Raw genomic sequence first — 14989 nt, forward strand, 5'->3', positions numbered from 1 at the left:
ATTGTTAGAATTTATGCAATAACAGTAATTTCAGGACTAGGCATTCCACCATAGCCTGGATCAATTTTTTGCTTAGGATTCAGTGTTGTATCATGATGACATGCTTTGTTACAAACAGGACAGAATTTTCTATCAAGTACAATGCACTGACAAATATGATTTTTCACATATGCTTGAGCGGCATTATTCCATTCTCCCGTCCCATTACAGTACACACAAGTATTTGGACCAGAGGCGCCAATTCCTTTACAAAAATCACATATGTCTTCGGTCATACCTATTATTTCTGACATAGCCTAATTTTTGAATCAATATATTTGAAGAGATTAGAGCATAGCACCTAAAAAACAGATTGACGAAAATCAAATAAACCCTTTAAAACACACAAAACATAGAATTAATTATGAAGCAAAAGACCGCATCACGAAGTATCAAAATCTTGGTTGCCAAGTTAGGTCTTGACGGTCATGATAGAGGAGCACTAGTACTTTGCAGAGCGTTCAGGGATGCAGGCATGGAAGTAATCTATTCAGGTCTTTTTGCAACCCCAGAAAGAATTGCACAGATTGCAGAAGATGAAGATGTAGATGCTGTTGCAATGAGTTTGCTAAATGGTGCACATGGAACTCTTTTTCCAAGAGTAGTAAAGGCATTAAAAAAGAAAGGCATCAATGATGTCCTCATCGTTGGTGGAGGAGTAATTCCAGACATAGACCACAAAGATTTGATTAAATCTGGAGTAGATCATGTGTTTGGTCCAGGCACACCATTGCCAACAATTATCAGCCACATTACAACTGGTGTATCCAAATTAAGAAAAATATAAGAAAAAAGATTATTCTGTGGAATCAGGCCACATCATTTTACGCATGTCTTTACCAACTTTTTCAATTTGGTGTTCGTCATATTGTTTCATGTATTTGTCAAATGCATCTTTGCCGTTTTTCTGATATTCAGAAATCCACTCGCTGTTGAACGTACCATCTTGAATCATGGTAAGAACTTTTTTCATGTTTTCTTTATTTGCAGAATCCATCACCATTGGCCCACGTGTTAGACCACCATATCTTGCGGTTTCACTTACACGTCTCCACATACCATTAATTCCATATCTCTGAATCATATCTACGATGAGTTTGAGCTCATGTAAAACTTCAAAATATGCAATTTCAGGTTGATATCCTGCTTCAACAAGAGTCTCAAATGCATTTGTCACCATAGAAGCTGCACCACCACAAAGGTCTGCTTGTTCACCAAACCAATCAGTTTCTACTTCTTCTTTGAAAGTAGTTTTGATCAATCCAGCTCTTGCACTTCCGATTGCTTTTGCAATTCCCAATGTTCTATCCCAAGATTTTCCTGTAAAATCTTGTTCAACTGCAACAATTGCAGGAGTTCCAAAATTGTCAAGATATGTTTCTCTAACTTTAGAACCTGGTCCTTTTGGGGCCACCATAATCAGGTCAACATTACTTGGAGCTTCAATCCATTTCCAATAGATTGCAGCTGCATGAGAAAATGACAATGCTTTTCCTTCAGAAAGATTCGGTCCGATTTCATCCTTGTATACTTGACCTTGAATCATGTCAGGAATCAAAATGTGTATAATGTCTCCTTGTTTTGTTGCATCTGCAACAGACATTACTTTGTGACCATCAGCTTCTGCCTTTTTCCAGCTATTACCACCTTCTTTGAGACCAATTATTACATTCAGACCAGAGTCTTTCATGTTGTTAGCCTGTGCGTCACCTTGGATTCCATAACCGATTACAGATACTGTTTGATCTTTAATAGGATCAAGGCTGATATCGTTATCCTTCCATGTTTTTGCCATGATTTTTTCAAGAATGCTGCAAATATTAACTAAATCAAATCATAGTATTATTATATCAAAATTATAACAATTACCGATTTTTCTTCGAATTACAAATTATGTGGATATTTTGATTCGAGAGTACGCGCTAGTACTAACTCTTGAGTAATGTTCAATATCTCAATAGGCGTAAAATGAAAATATTACACTTTCAAATCATGTTTAGAAAACAATAGCTAGTCTTAAATAACGAAATTATGAATTTGGATTGTTATGGTTGAAACTACCCGACAGGTAGAAATGTCAGAAAACAGAATTCAATTTTTAGAGGAAATCCAAGAGATAATCGATCAAGACAAAGATCTCTACGAGGCTTTTGCCAAAGAAAAATTTGAGTGATTATTTTTTAACAACCTTTTTCATTAGATAAGTTTCAATGTCAGGATAAATCGAAGGATCACCTTCAGGTTTGTATGTAGTATCTTCTAATAGTTTGAAATATTCTTGTTTTTCCCTCTTGTTTGCAAACTTTAAATCAAATCCATTTTTCTGTAAAAAATATTTAGTAACTGCTGTAGCGGTTGCTTTATTACCATTTTTGAAAGATTGACCCCATACTAAACCTGATAGCAAGATAGATGCTTTTTTTATTATACGAATACGAGGATCAGGAATTGGATTAAACTCGTTAACATGTCTAAATGTACCATAAAATACTTCAATATCATCTAACCCAAAAGATTCACCCCTTTGTTCAACTATTAATTTATTCAATGCTACAATGTTTTCAATTACATTTCCAGTGAACATATCAGACATGCAAAAATTATGATTAATGGATTAAGTTAAACTTTATGCGTTATTAATTGTGAAAAGATCAAGATGATGGATAATTTTGATCAAAAATTAAATTAGTATAGGTTTGAAACACTAGGAATTTTATTGTAGATTATCTTTTCCTCTAAATCTTTCTTTTAATTTAGAATTTTTTTCTTGGTTTTATCAGTATCCCTCTAAAATGATAACTATCCTTCCTTCTTCTTTGCTATTTTATCTTCAAAACTTCGCCTAGTTGTTGCTTGCAATAATCTAGGATTCATAGGATAACTTTTCGTAGATTGTTATAAAACTATATTTTGGCAGTTTCAGCAAATATTAACTATGAAATTTAGATTTCAATTATTTTATTACAAGAACGGCATTTTACAGTGACTTTTTTGCCGGCAAGCCTGACAAATCTCTTAGAACCGCATTTAGGACAAACAGGGCAAGCTCGGATAGATTTCATTAGTGCTCAGTAGGATTTGTATCGGATTTAGAAATTACTGCAAGCCTATTTTTTGCATTAATTTTTGTCAGCAATTCATAAACGGCATTGGGAACACAGTCCTTCCAGTTTTCATCAGAGACAATCATTGAGCGGATTTTAGTTGCATTGAATTGAGTTCTGTCTAAAAACACAGGAGTAACAACATCAATGCCAGAATCTCCTAATAACATTGAAACATAAGTGTTCCCGCTATACACTTTAGCAAAATTTGGTAATGCAGATTTTAGATATGATGCCCATGTAGCAACATTGAATTGGTTTTCTATAGATATGACAAAACATCGTGTAAGATCAAGTGAGGATTCCTTTAGAGAATTATGAATCATTTCGATTCGTTCACCTGCTGTAAAAGGATCTTTTTTCAAATAATTAAACTGAGAACTAGTAATTGCAATAATTACCTCATCACACTCATTGAGAATTTGTTTTGCCAAATCCAAATGTCCTAAATGAAAAGGCTGAAACCTTCCCATCATCAATCCTCGCATAATTAATGATTAATTTTGATTTAATTAAATTAGTCTATTGAATTGGACCGCTTCCAAGAATTCTAATTGTGGAAGACTCTGGTTTTAGAATTACAGCAATTTGACCTTTTTTGCATACAATTGGTTTTTCAAATGTTAGTTTCAGAGGAGAGATGGATGTGAATTTTGCAGCCTTTATTTGCAGTCCAACATTAACCAAACAACCCTGATTTTCTGCAATTTCGTTTTTGTAAAAGGGGCTTTTTTGAAAATCAAGTTCAATCTCTGTTTTTACATCGACGACGCCTTCTTTAGAAATTACATCACCTCGTCCTACATCATCAGGCTTTGCACCCTTTACTGCAAGTCCAACTCTTGCAGGACAAACAGATTCTTCAACAGGATCATCGTGCATTTGTATTGATTTTATCAGCACATCAATTCCTGCAGGGTACAGTTTCAAGTTATCATATTGTTTTATTTTCCCATGTGTTACTTTACCCAAAATTACAGTTCCAACGCCCTTTACATCAAAACAATGATCAATTACCATCTCAGAAGGATCATCATTTGACAAAGGCTCTAGTTTATCCATTTCTTCTTTAATTTTATCATGTTCAACTTTTGTATAATTTTCTACAACAGTACCTTTGATCATTGCATCTAACTTTGATTCATCAACATCAAACGTATGCGATAGAATACCTTTTTCTTTTTTTAGGGAGTCCAATGCAATGATTTGCTCCCCAGTAAATTTATCTAATTTATCCACTAAAAGTATGACATATTCTGCCAAATTGATTGCTTGAAATAGTGGCTGAATTTTTTCTGGAAATCCACTTGGAGTAACCCAAGTTTTAATTACATCAGACTCTTTTCGGTCATAAAGTGAAAGATCAGTTACGGTTCCTTTTTTCCCAAATCCAGATGCAATATCTTGCTTGCCTAAAACAACAAAGTTTACAGATAATACCATTAGTTTTGAATAAAAAATTTGGGTTAATGTAGGTTATTGTAATGCTTATACGATATGAGCAGTTCACACAAAATATGAAATTAGGAATTAAGATTGTAATATTTGGAATTATAGCAATTCTTGCCCAAGCGCTGGGTGCTTTACTATTGTGAGAAAAGCATTTTATTTTCACAGAATATAGTGCCTAAAAAATCAAAAAACAGGTATTTTGGAATAAATTCACAAAATAAATGGTTATTATAGGAAACAAAGTAATCAATAGTGGTCATATTTTTGGTTTTAGAAATTATCAATGCAGATAGTGTCTGCAGACGTTGTGGACAAAAATCCATGTTGACAGACAATGTCACAGGTGAAAGATTTTGTTCCAAATGCGGTTTTGTGATTTCTGAGACATTACAAGATTCAGGGCCTGAGTGGAGATCATTTTCAAAAGATGGCGGTACAGATCCTACAAGAACTGGTGCTCCAACATCACTTGCTATGCACGATAGAGGACTTGCTACAATTATCAGCCCTATGAATAAAGATGCGTCTGGAAAACCACTTTCTGCATCTATGAAAAGCACAATTGAGAGACTCAGAACTTGGGATAGCAGGAGCAAAGTAAATGCATCATCAGATAAAAATCTCCGACAAGCACTAAGTCAGTTATCAACACTAAAAGACAAATTATCACTTTCAGATTCTGTAATTGAAAAAGCATCATACATTTACAGAAAAGCATTGGAGAAAGGTCTAGTAAGAGGTCGCTCCATTTCGGCACTAATTGCTGCGGCACTCTATGCGGCATGCAGAGATACTGAAACTCCTAGAACTCTAAAAGATGTTGCAGATGCCGGAAACATAAAGAAAAAAGACATTTCACGATGTTATCGAATTTTACATCAAGAATTAGAGCTAAAAATGCCAGTAGTCAATCCGATTCAGTGTATTGCAAGAATTTCAAGCAAACTGGATATTTCTGAGAAAACAAAACGCTATGCTGCCAAAGTTCTTCAAATTGCTCAAGAGCATGAGGAATCTGCAGGAAAAGATCCTATGGGGTTAGCAGCTGCCGCATTGTACCTCTCATGTGTAAAAAATGGGGAGGATAGAACACAAAGAGACATTGCAGAAGCCTCAAATGTGACAGAAGTGACCATTAGAAATAGATACAAAGGCCTCAGATTAGACCAAGATACGGAGATATAGTCAAGAAATAACGAAAAAGACATGACAGAAACCAAACCAGTGATAGCAATAGTTAACGTAGTAGCATCTGCAACAATTGAGCAGAAATTAGATCTTGTAGATATAACAAAAAAGTTTCCAGATGTAGAGTATCATCCAGAACAATTCCCAGGAGCTGTTTTCAGACTTAAAACCCCGCGAACTGCAACACTGCTTTTTGGCTCAGGAAAAATGGTATGCACAGGTGCCAAATCTGAAGAGATGGCAATTAAAGCAGTGAACATTGTTGTTCAAAATCTAAGAAAGGGAAAAATCAAAATTAAAAATGAACCCATAGTTACAATTCAAAATATCGTCTCATCAATTAATCTGGGAGGCAAAGTAAACTTGGAACAAGCAGCTAGAACTCTTCCAAGAAGTATGTATGAACCAGAACAATTCCCAGGATTAATTCACAGAATGCTTGATCCAAAAACAGTAATTCTAATTTTTGCCTCAGGTAAGCTTGTATGTGTTGGTGCAAGAATTGAAAAAGACATCCATCGCTCAGTCAATCAGATTCATAGCTTACTTGAAGAGAAAAATTTAATGGTTTATGACTAAACTAAAAAACAGGTAAACAAAAAGATTGTAAATTTTATTGTAAATAATTGATTTTATTTTTTAAAACAATCACAACCACAATCATACATTCCAGCTTTTCCCATGCACTGATCATGATGATTATTGTAGCATTTATTGCAAGTAAGCATTATGCTGAAACCTTTTTTTTGTGAGTTTTTTCATGGATTAACACTTTAGAAAAGGTGTCAGAATTTCCTTCCCAATGAAAATTACAAATTCTACATTGATATTTCATTTTATTTCATTATCCCTCTTTCTTTTTTTCAGATTCTTTGAATGCATCTACATCATCTGAAACTTTGGCCTTTGTAGAACCAAATTTCAATTTTCCAATTATTTTTTTGAACATACTCTAATTAGTTTATCCTAGATATATACCGGCTTAATTTCTGAGTTTTATGCCTAATTCCCCTATAGATTTTCTATGAATTCAGACATATAGAAGCATATCACTAATAATTACCCACATAGATGATTCAAATACACAAAATTGAATTTTTTGTGTTCTAACACGGATACTCGAAAAGATCATCGGCATCATCGTATTCTTCATCCAGAATATGCAAATGATACAAAATGGATTTATTATTTTGAGCACAAGATGTGCCGGATTTCATAATGAGTTATGAATGTCATTTTTCTATAAAAGAGTAACGTACGAATCATACTACACCAGGATGTTTGCAAAATTACGGAAATGAATTCAGCACTACAGCGTAACTTGCAAACCTATGATTTTTTGGTTTTACCAATTTTTGATGATACTTACTAATTGGTTTTCCACTTGCACCATTAAGACCCAATGGACCTTTAACATATTTTTCATTATCTGCCCAACCAAGTACTTTATCTGAAGGTGCATAGTAGTTTACAATTTTTTTGTTTACAATGCTTTGAAGAATTTTACCGTATTTTTTAGAAGGCACATCTTCAGTAATAGATGCACCAAAAAAGTAAACACCTTCAATTAATCCAATATTTTGTTTCTTTTTTGAAAGATATTCCAACGTACTCAATATTACCTGAGAACCTAAAGAGTGACCCATCAACCTAATCTTTGTGTTTGGACTTGATTGCTTAAAGTCCTGAATAAACAGACCAAGATTACGGCCATTTTTCTTTGCAATTGTTTGTCCTACAGCAAGTGCATGTTTTGCATGTTTTATCAAATGGGCTCCTGTTGTGTTTGAATCATAACTAAATCCAATTACAGGATTAGTGTATCCCAATTTACGCAAACGATTTTTTGCCAACAGTACCTTGGCAACAGCTCCTGCGCCATCGTTTCTCAATCCATGAATCATAATTGTGAGGTCTTTAGAATTAACCAATTTTTTAAAATCTTTTTTTGGATAAAGATAATATGAATTGGTTTTGAGGGGGTTTCCATTAGAAAGATCATAGTATCCCCTAGTGGAAATTCGTGGAATTGGCCTCATTTTTCAAATGATCCTAACTGTTTTTTGTGCTGTTCAATATCAGATTCTTCCACTTTGACAAACAAAGGAGATGCAACCCCCAAAGTATGTCCTGCAGGCACGCCAAACTCAGAGATGCCACTCCAAGAAGAATCTTTGACGTTACCACATAGTCCCAACTGCGTCCAGATTTTTTGTGCAGATTCGGGCAAAAATGGGAAAATAGCAATAGAAATGCTTCTTGCGGCATTCACTGAAAGATACACACAATTTGCAGTGCCAGGTCCTTTTGTCCAAGGTTCTTTGTGCTGGAAATATGTGTTAAAAAAAGATGAAAACTCCATTATTTTCTTCAAAGCCCTATCAAGATGATTCTGCTCCAAAAGAGAGCCAAGTTCTGAAGCAAGATTCTTTATTTTTTCTTCTGCTTCAGAATCTTTTTCATCAAAGGATTCGATTTTTGGGACCTTTCCATCAAATGCTTTTTTTGTAAACCCCAATGCCCGATTTACAAAGTTTCCTAGATTTCCAATCAGTTCAGAATTGATTCGTGTTGTAAAGTCATCCCAATCAAAATTCAAATCATCTTGAGAATACGGATTGATAGACACAAGATAATATCTAAGATAATCAGCAGGGTAAAATTCTAAAAAGTCTTTTAATCCAATATACCAATTTCTACTTTTAGATATTTTCTTTCCCTGAAGAGTAAGGTGACCTCGTGTTGGAATATAGTCAGGCAGTTTGTATTCACTATTTATTCCCAATCGCATTGCAGGTAAAAAAAGATAATGATGATACACAATGTCTTTTCCAATAAAGTGATAAATGTCTGCAGAATTCCAAAATTCTTTTCCATCAATTCCTTTATCGTTTAGAAATTTTAATGCGGTTGAAATGTATGCAAGGTGATTATCAAACCAACCATAGAATACTTTGTCCTTTGCATCATCTAGCGGGACTGGAACTCCCCAAGTAATATCACGAGTAATATCCCAATCAATTAAACCAGATTTAATCCAGTTTTGAACATATTTTTTCACATCTTTTTGAAGATGTGTATTCTCTTCCAGCCATTTAGTTAAAGAGTCACCAAAATTTTTGAGTTTGAAAAAATAATGTTTTGTTTTTTCTTTAGTTGGAACTTGACCGCAAAGAGAACATTTAGGATCAGCAATCTCTTCTGGAACACGACCACAACTCTCACAAAGATCAGAGTATTGGTCCTCTGCCTTGCAATGAGGGCACGTTCCTTTGACATATCTGTCTGGCAGGAATTTTTTATCATTATTACAGTAGAATTGAATTATTTCTTGCTCATAGATATGGCCTGCATCATTTAGTTTTTTGAAGACATCCTGAACAAAAGCAATGTTTTCAGGCGAGCTAGTCTTGTAAAAATAATCAAACTGAATGTTAAATGCTGAAAAATCATCATAATCACGTTTATTCCAATGAGCAACATATTCTGCTGGAGTCTTGCCTTCTTTCTCAGACTGAATTAAGATGGGAGTTCCAAAATCATCAGATGCACAGACATAGTAAGCCTCCACGCCATTTAGTTTTAGGAATCTAGTTGTTACATCGGCTGGAAGATATGTAGATGCAACATGTCCCAAATGGATTTCACCATTTGCATATGGCAATGCACTTGTAATGATGGCTTTGTTGTTCATCAGATACTTGTCAAGAACTGTATTGGGGTTAAGAAGTTTTACCAGCTGTTTGCATATTTTACTTGTTCTGGTGTAAGTTTATCGATTTTAACATTCATTGCAGCCAGTGCATCAACTGCTACTTGCTTATCAATTTCTTCAGGAACATTGATGATCTTGTTTTCCATTTTTTTGTGATTTTTAAGAATATACAAAACAGACAAAATTTGATTTGAAAATGATTGTGCCATTACTTCTGGAGGATGTCCTTCAGCTGCGACCAAGTTTGCAAGTCTACCTTGCCCAATTAGATAAACGACTTTACCATTTTTTAGAGTACATTCATCAAGATTTGGCCTTACTTCTTTTACAGATTTTGATTGTTTTAACAAGAATTTACTGTCAATTTCTACATCAAAGTGACCTACGTTGCCCATGATTGCACCATTTTTCATTTGCATGATGTGTTCTTTTCTAATTACACTAGTCATTCCAGTACATGTGACAAACATATCACCAATCTTTGCAGCTTGAGCCATAGGCATTACTTCAAATCCATCCATGTGAGCTTCAAGTGCTTTTACAGGATCAATCTCAGTTACAATTACTTTGGAACCCATTCCTTGGAATCGGGATGCAACACCACGACCAACCCAACCATACCCAATTACAACTACACGTTTTGAGGCCATAAGTAAGTTCATTGCACGAAGATATCCATCAATGGTACTTTGTCCAGTCCCATATCGATTATCAAACATGTGCTTTGTGTATGCTTCATTTACCAAAATTACAGGATAGCGAAGTTTGCCCTGATTCTCCACAGCTCTAATTCTAGTAACACCTGCAGTAGTTTCTTCAGTAGCTCCTAGAATTTTCATAGTGCTGAATCTTTTATCAAAATGTGCTTTGATGTTCATGTCTGCTCCATCATCAGTTAAGATTGTAGGTTTGTGTTTTAATACCTGATCAATACACCAATCATACTCCTTGACAGATTGACCATGCCATGCATAGACATGTATTCCTTGAGATGCTAAAAAGGAAGCAATATCATCTTGTGTAGTTAATGGATTTCCACCACAACATGCAACAGTTGCACCAAGTTCTTTTGCACCCATTAGTAAGACAGAAGTCTCTTTTGTAATGTGCAAGCAAAATCCAAGGGTTATGCCCTTTAGTGGTTTTGATTTTTTAAATCTGTTAATAGTATTATCTAGAATTTGCATGTGGGATCTGGCCCATTCATAGGATAGTTTGCCCTCTTTGATTAATTTAGAACTAGACTTTACTTTACTCAATAATCAAACCCTCAAGGTACACTATAAAATTCTATCATGCGAATCTAAATAAATGACAAAAATGTCAGAATATTATTGACTTGGAAAAAGATTGCAGAAAAAGGCGAAGTAATAGCAGGAAAAGGCAAAGCCTTCAAAATCGAAGGAAAACAAATCGCAATCTTTAATCAAGACGGATACCACGCAATAGACGATCTATGTGTCCATCAAGACGGATCAATTGCTCCTGGGAAACTAGATGGCGACATTGTAGAATGCCCATTACATTTTTGGCATTACAATATCAAGACAGGAGAACTAACCGATTATCTCAAAGATGTCAAACTAGAAACATACAAAGTTGAGGCCAGAGACGATGGTATCTACGTGGATGTATAAAAAAACACTGATTTTCTAATCATAAATTTAAAAAAATTATTTATTGGGTTATTTGTAAAGTTAGACGAAGTAATCACTATTGTGGGTTCAAAATGAATTGATTTTCCTTCAAATTAAGGAGAATTTTTATCCTCAGAAATAATCAAAACTAATCATTGAATCAAGATATTATTAATGAAATTAAAAATCAGGATTATGCTTCAATAACACAGACATTGGAGAAATTTCTATCAGATCAAATAGAAAAAAATCATGCAAAGGGGGTAATTCTAGGATTAAGTGGAGGAATTGATTCCGCAGTTTTAGCTTATCTTTGTAAAAGACAAATCAAAGAGAAAACAGTTGCATTGATTATGCCAGATACTTCAATCACACCAAAATCTGAAACAGATGACGCTCTCAAAATGATTTCACTTACAGGAATAGAATACAAACTGATTGACATAAAACCAATTGTAAATGAATATTCGATGTATCTAGAACCCAATGATCAGGCAAAGGGAAATCTTCGTGCAAGAATTAGAACGAATATTTTGTATTATTATGCAAATTCCAAAAATTATCTAGTTTTAGGCTCTAGCGATAAAAGTGAGTACTTGCTAGGATATTTTACAAAATACGGTGATGGTGCATCAGACATTACACCAATTATTTTACTCTACAAACTACAGATAAGAGAGATTGCAAAATATCTAGGAGTTCCTGAAAATGTCATTTCAAAAAAGAGTAGCCCTCACTTGTGGAAAGAGCATGAGGCAGAAGACGAATTAGGAGCAACATATGAGGAGATTGATTCTACATTGTACTGTTTATTTGAAAAGAAACTATCAGTTGATGAAACTGTGGAATTAACTCAAATTGATAAATCAATGGTAGAGAAGGTCTACCAACAAAACATAAACAGTGAACATAAAAGATTGCCTGCACAAAAACCAGATAGAGGCTAAGGGATGAAACTTCAAGACACATTACTGAATTCAGAACAAGAATTAGATATTTCTAAAAAGGTCAAAATTTACCTTTGCGGTGTTACTGTGTATGATGAGTCACATATTGGTCATGCAAGAACCATCATAGTTTTTGATGTACTAAGAAAATATTTAGAAAGTAAAAATGTGGAAATTGAATTTATTCAGAATTTTACAGACGTAGATGACAAAATTATCAATCGTGCAAATTCAGAGAACACTACAGCAGAAGAGATCAGTACAAAATACATTGAAAACTATTTCAAAGATTTTGATGGATTAAATGTAAAGCGCGCGACAAACTATCCCAAAGCAACAGAGCACATTGAAGACATTGTAAAATTTATTGAAAAACTAATTGAAAAACAAATTGCGTATACTACAAAAAATGGTGTGTATTTTGCAGTATCAAAATTTTCTGAATATGGAAAGTTGTCAAAGAAAAAAATAGATGAACTTCAATCAGGTGCAAGAATAGAAGTAGACGAAGCTAAAAAAGATCCACTAGATTTTGCAATGTGGAAATTCTCAGACAAGGAGCCTGTGTGGGATAGTCCTTGGGGCAAAGGTCGTCCAGGGTGGCATATAGAATGCTCCGCGATGAGCATAAAGTATCTTGGAGAAAATTTTGACATTCACGGTGGTGGACGAGATTTAATTTTTCCACATCACGAAAATGAGATTGCCCAATCCGAATCATGTACTGGTACTCAATTTGCAAAGATTTGGATGCATGTTGGAATGGTGACAATCAATGGTGAAAAAATGTCAAAATCACTTGGAAATATCAAATCAATCAAGCATGTTTTAGAGAACTGGGGTCCAAACATCATCAGATTATTCTGTCTTTCAGGGCACTATTCAAAACCAATTGATTATTCTGAAGAATTACTCAAGGAAAATCTCACTAAATGGAGACAGATAGAGACATGCTACTATGAGTTAATTCATGCAAATAGTGAAAATAGTGAAAAAATTAATTCAGTAATTGAGAAGATAGGCACAGACTTTGATAATGCACTAAATGATGATCTTAATACACATCTTGCATTATCTGCATTTTTTCAACTAGTAAAAGAGACTAACAGATTAGCAGCTGAAGAGCGGCTCGGTAGAGAAGATGCTCAAATTATCAAAAAAGAATTTGGAAGGATGCTTGAAATTTTAGGATTGCAAATTCCAGAAATGACAGAAATCGAAAAACAAGAAATTGATGATCTGATTTCAAGCCGAGAGCAATTTAGAAAAGAAAAAAGATTTGGAGATGCAGATAAAATTCGAGACAAACTTAATGAGATGAATATCGAATTAATTGATCACAAGGGAAAAACAATCTGGGTGAAAAAAGAATGCATAAAGGCTGAAAATAAATAAAAAAGATTTAGATAATTTCAAAAAATTTATGCCTGAAGTTATTAGTCTAGTTTAACTGATAGAAAAGTATCACTTAGTCTTCATTTTATTAATTAAACATGAGCGAAACAATCGTGAAAGAACAATACAGTGAATTAGAATGGTTAGAGGATTTATTCAATTCGTCAGAATCAGAGAGAACTGTTGTAGTAGCAAAAGCACCCTTGAGATCTTTTGACCTATTTTGTCAAAGTCAAAATGTTACAAGAGAGGACATGATCAAGAGATATCAAAAATGGTTTAAACCCGAGAAAGAAAGTGAAGTAGAACAAGACATAGCAGAAAATAAATTTTTGAGAGCTAACTTGGTAGGAAAATTAGCCAACATTTTTACGGATTTAGAAAAGAAGGAGTTAAGATATTTAGGAAAAATCAAGGCGATAATATCTTCTGAGGGAATTGAAGTTGAGAAAAAATACCAACAAGGATTTAGAATAAAGACATTTTGTAAGTTAATGTTTTCATGTAATCGTTTTCCTAAATGTCATGATCAATCTCAAGGATTTTTTCGTAGATGGATAATTGTAAAATGGGATAGGAATTTTGAAAACGATCCTGAAAGAATTGAATATCTTAAAGAAAAATTAATTGAGAATAAATCAGAAATAAATCTAGTCTTTTCCAATCTTGTTACAATTGCCAATCGGTTAAACAAAGTTGGAAGATTTACTCATACCAAAGATTATAAAGTCATTCAAAAAATGTGGAATGAAAATGCAAACCCATTAGAACAGTTTTACACCAACTGCATTATTGACAGCGAATGTAATAGAACTAAACGAGAGACATATCAATTCTACAAAAATTATTGTTATGAGATATGAGAAACCCCACTTGGAATGGGCCAATTCAGTTCCCTCTGTTGGGACAGACGACTTTATTAAAAGGAAAAAACTAATAGAATAAATTGTCACAAACCAAACCAAAACGTCCTACTGGTCTTACTGTTTTAGGAATTCTTTACATTATAACTGCAATTACAAATTTCGTTTCGGCTATGGAGACATTTAGAGTCTATCAGGCTACAAAATTATGGTCTGATGGAGATAGTGTTCTTGGAATGGTTTGGTTTTTTTTATTTATTACTATGATTTTATTTTTTGTAATAGCAGGTCTAATATTTTCTGGGAAGGGAAGAAAAGCTATAATAGGTTTAGTAATTGCCACTATTGTTCTAGGGGTAATTTCTTTGATGGCACAGAGTCCAGCCGCCATTATGTCTATTATTGTTAATATTATAATTATTATTTATTTGAGAAAACAACATGTGAAAGAATATTTTGATGGCACATCAATTCAATCTACTTTTTCTTCCGAGTCTAATCTTCATCCACCATCAACTTCAACAGATGATGCTGAACCTTTAGACATACTTAAGAAAAGATATGCAGAAGGCGAAATAACCAAAGAAGAGTTTGATGACATTAAAAAAGATTTGATGTAAATTTTTTACTCCATTTTTACTTAATTTCA

Annotated in this window: 17 protein-coding genes; 9 read left to right on the forward strand and 8 right to left on the reverse strand. The window is 34.0% G+C overall.

The annotated features are described in order from the left end of the window. Positions 1-11: 11 nt before the first annotated feature. The gene (locus tag C5F50_RS07785) at positions 12-275 is read right to left on the reverse strand and encodes a hypothetical protein (protein WP_179372961.1); all 264 of its coding nucleotides are present in this window, start codon (positions 273-275) and stop codon (positions 12-14) included. 128 nt (positions 276-403) lie between these two features. On the opposite strand from C5F50_RS07785, the gene C5F50_RS07790 reads away from it, so the two are divergent. Further along, the gene (locus tag C5F50_RS07790; protein ID WP_179370812.1) at positions 404-826 is read left to right on the forward strand and encodes a cobalamin B12-binding domain-containing protein; all 423 of its coding nucleotides are present in this window, start codon (positions 404-406) and stop codon (positions 824-826) included. 9 nt (positions 827-835) lie between these two features. On the opposite strand, the gene ilvC is transcribed toward C5F50_RS07790, so the two are convergent. Next, positions 836-1849, reverse strand: coding sequence for a ketol-acid reductoisomerase (ilvC, locus tag C5F50_RS07795; protein ID WP_280924486.1), 1014 nt, complete (start codon positions 1847-1849; stop codon positions 836-838). A 237-nt stretch (positions 1850-2086) separates the two neighbouring features. On the opposite strand from ilvC, the gene C5F50_RS13270 reads away from it, so the two are divergent. Continuing rightward, positions 2087-2212 (forward strand): hypothetical protein, encoded by a 126-nt coding sequence (locus C5F50_RS13270; RefSeq protein ID WP_280924443.1) that lies wholly within the window; start codon positions 2087-2089, stop codon positions 2210-2212. Here C5F50_RS13270 and C5F50_RS07800 read toward each other — a convergent pair whose 3' ends face one another. The 3 genes from C5F50_RS07800 to C5F50_RS07810 form a co-directional block, all read right to left on the reverse strand. Then, positions 2213-2632 carry a hypothetical protein gene (locus C5F50_RS07800; RefSeq protein WP_179370813.1) on the reverse strand — a complete coding sequence of 140 codons (420 nt, stop codon included), beginning with the start codon at positions 2630-2632 and terminating at the stop codon, positions 2213-2215. It lies immediately after the preceding gene. A gap of 468 nt (positions 2633-3100) precedes the next feature. Next, positions 3101-3631: a nicotinamide-nucleotide adenylyltransferase gene (locus C5F50_RS07805; RefSeq protein ID WP_179370814.1), complete on the reverse strand. Its 531-nt coding sequence runs from the start codon at positions 3629-3631 to the stop codon at positions 3101-3103. A 34-nt stretch (positions 3632-3665) separates the two neighbouring features. Further along, complete coding sequence (locus tag C5F50_RS07810) at positions 3666-4586, reverse strand: EF-Tu/IF-2/RF-3 family GTPase (protein WP_179370815.1); 921 nt, start codon at positions 4584-4586, stop codon at positions 3666-3668. 273 nt (positions 4587-4859) lie between these two features. On the opposite strand from C5F50_RS07810, the gene C5F50_RS07815 reads away from it, so the two are divergent. Together C5F50_RS07815 and C5F50_RS07820 are read left to right on the forward strand one after the other, a co-directional pair. Continuing rightward, complete coding sequence (locus C5F50_RS07815) at positions 4860-5780, forward strand: transcription initiation factor IIB (RefSeq protein ID WP_179370816.1); 921 nt, start codon at positions 4860-4862, stop codon at positions 5778-5780. 21 nt (positions 5781-5801) lie between these two features. Continuing rightward, the gene (locus C5F50_RS07820; protein WP_048116017.1) at positions 5802-6362 is read left to right on the forward strand and encodes a TATA-box-binding protein; all 561 of its coding nucleotides are present in this window, start codon (positions 5802-5804) and stop codon (positions 6360-6362) included. A gap of 710 nt (positions 6363-7072) precedes the next feature. On the opposite strand, the gene C5F50_RS07825 is transcribed toward C5F50_RS07820, so the two are convergent. The 3 genes from C5F50_RS07825 to C5F50_RS07835 are packed head-to-tail and all read right to left on the reverse strand — an operon-like array spanning position 7073 to position 10757. Beyond that, positions 7073-7822, reverse strand: coding sequence for a DUF726 domain-containing protein (locus C5F50_RS07825; RefSeq protein WP_179370817.1), 750 nt, complete (start codon positions 7820-7822; stop codon positions 7073-7075). After that, a complete protein-coding gene (metG, locus tag C5F50_RS07830) occupies positions 7819-9477 on the reverse strand; it encodes a methionine--tRNA ligase (protein ID WP_179370818.1) in 1659 nt (552 codons plus the stop codon). Before metG ends, C5F50_RS07825 begins: the two co-directional genes overlap by 4 nt. A 38-nt stretch (positions 9478-9515) precedes the next feature. Then, complete coding sequence (locus tag C5F50_RS07835; RefSeq protein ID WP_179370819.1) at positions 9516-10757, reverse strand: adenosylhomocysteinase; 1242 nt, start codon at positions 10755-10757, stop codon at positions 9516-9518. 75 nt (positions 10758-10832) lie between these two features. On the opposite strand from C5F50_RS07835, the gene C5F50_RS07840 reads away from it, so the two are divergent. The 5 genes from C5F50_RS07840 to C5F50_RS12990 all read left to right on the forward strand — a co-directional run bounded on the left by C5F50_RS07840 (position 10833) and on the right by C5F50_RS12990 (position 14960). Continuing rightward, the gene (locus C5F50_RS07840; RefSeq protein ID WP_179370820.1) at positions 10833-11135 is read left to right on the forward strand and encodes a Rieske (2Fe-2S) protein; all 303 of its coding nucleotides are present in this window, start codon (positions 10833-10835) and stop codon (positions 11133-11135) included. A gap of 155 nt (positions 11136-11290) precedes the next feature. Next, complete coding sequence (locus C5F50_RS07845) at positions 11291-12082, forward strand: NAD+ synthase (protein ID WP_179370821.1); 792 nt, start codon at positions 11291-11293, stop codon at positions 12080-12082. 3 nt (positions 12083-12085) lie between these two features. Further along, complete coding sequence (gene cysS, locus C5F50_RS07850) at positions 12086-13477, forward strand: cysteine--tRNA ligase (RefSeq protein ID WP_179370822.1); 1392 nt, start codon at positions 12086-12088, stop codon at positions 13475-13477. Between the two features lie 98 nt (positions 13478-13575). Further along, positions 13576-14340 carry a DUF5906 domain-containing protein gene (locus C5F50_RS07855; RefSeq protein WP_179370823.1) on the forward strand — a complete coding sequence of 255 codons (765 nt, stop codon included), beginning with the start codon at positions 13576-13578 and terminating at the stop codon, positions 14338-14340. A gap of 83 nt (positions 14341-14423) precedes the next feature. Next, a complete protein-coding gene (locus C5F50_RS12990; RefSeq protein ID WP_218843324.1) occupies positions 14424-14960 on the forward strand; it encodes an SHOCT domain-containing protein in 537 nt (178 codons plus the stop codon). Positions 14961-14989: the final 29 nt, after the last annotated feature.

Origin of the sequence: Nitrosopumilus ureiphilus, assembly GCF_013407185.1 — an archaeon.
Taxonomy (GTDB): domain Archaea; phylum Thermoproteota; class Nitrososphaeria; order Nitrososphaerales; family Nitrosopumilaceae; genus Nitrosopumilus; species Nitrosopumilus ureiphilus.

Excerpts from the sequence above, each read along its gene's own strand:
- C5F50_RS07785 (WP_179372961.1), bottom strand. The coding sequence starts at position 275 with ATGACCGAAGACATATGTGATTTTTGTAAAGGAATTGGCGCCTCTGGT.
- C5F50_RS07790 (WP_179370812.1), top strand. The coding sequence starts at position 404 with ATGAAGCAAAAGACCGCATCACGAAGTATCAAAATCTTGGTTGCCAAG.
- C5F50_RS13270 (WP_280924443.1), top strand. The coding sequence starts at position 2,087 with ATGGTTGAAACTACCCGACAGGTAGAAATGTCAGAAAACAGAATTCAA.
- C5F50_RS07800 (WP_179370813.1), bottom strand. The coding sequence starts at position 2,632 with ATGTCTGATATGTTCACTGGAAATGTAATTGAAAACATTGTAGCATTG.
- C5F50_RS07805 (WP_179370814.1), bottom strand. The coding sequence starts at position 3,631 with ATGCGAGGATTGATGATGGGAAGGTTTCAGCCTTTTCATTTAGGACAT.
- C5F50_RS07810 (WP_179370815.1), bottom strand. The coding sequence starts at position 4,586 with ATGGTATTATCTGTAAACTTTGTTGTTTTAGGCAAGCAAGATATTGCA.
- C5F50_RS07820 (WP_048116017.1), top strand. The coding sequence starts at position 5,802 with ATGACAGAAACCAAACCAGTGATAGCAATAGTTAACGTAGTAGCATCT.
- C5F50_RS07825 (WP_179370817.1), bottom strand. The coding sequence starts at position 7,822 with ATGAGGCCAATTCCACGAATTTCCACTAGGGGATACTATGATCTTTCT.
- metG (WP_179370818.1), bottom strand. The coding sequence starts at position 9,477 with ATGAACAACAAAGCCATCATTACAAGTGCATTGCCATATGCAAATGGT.
- cysS (WP_179370822.1), top strand. The coding sequence starts at position 12,086 with ATGAAACTTCAAGACACATTACTGAATTCAGAACAAGAATTAGATATT.
- C5F50_RS07855 (WP_179370823.1), top strand. The coding sequence starts at position 13,576 with ATGAGCGAAACAATCGTGAAAGAACAATACAGTGAATTAGAATGGTTA.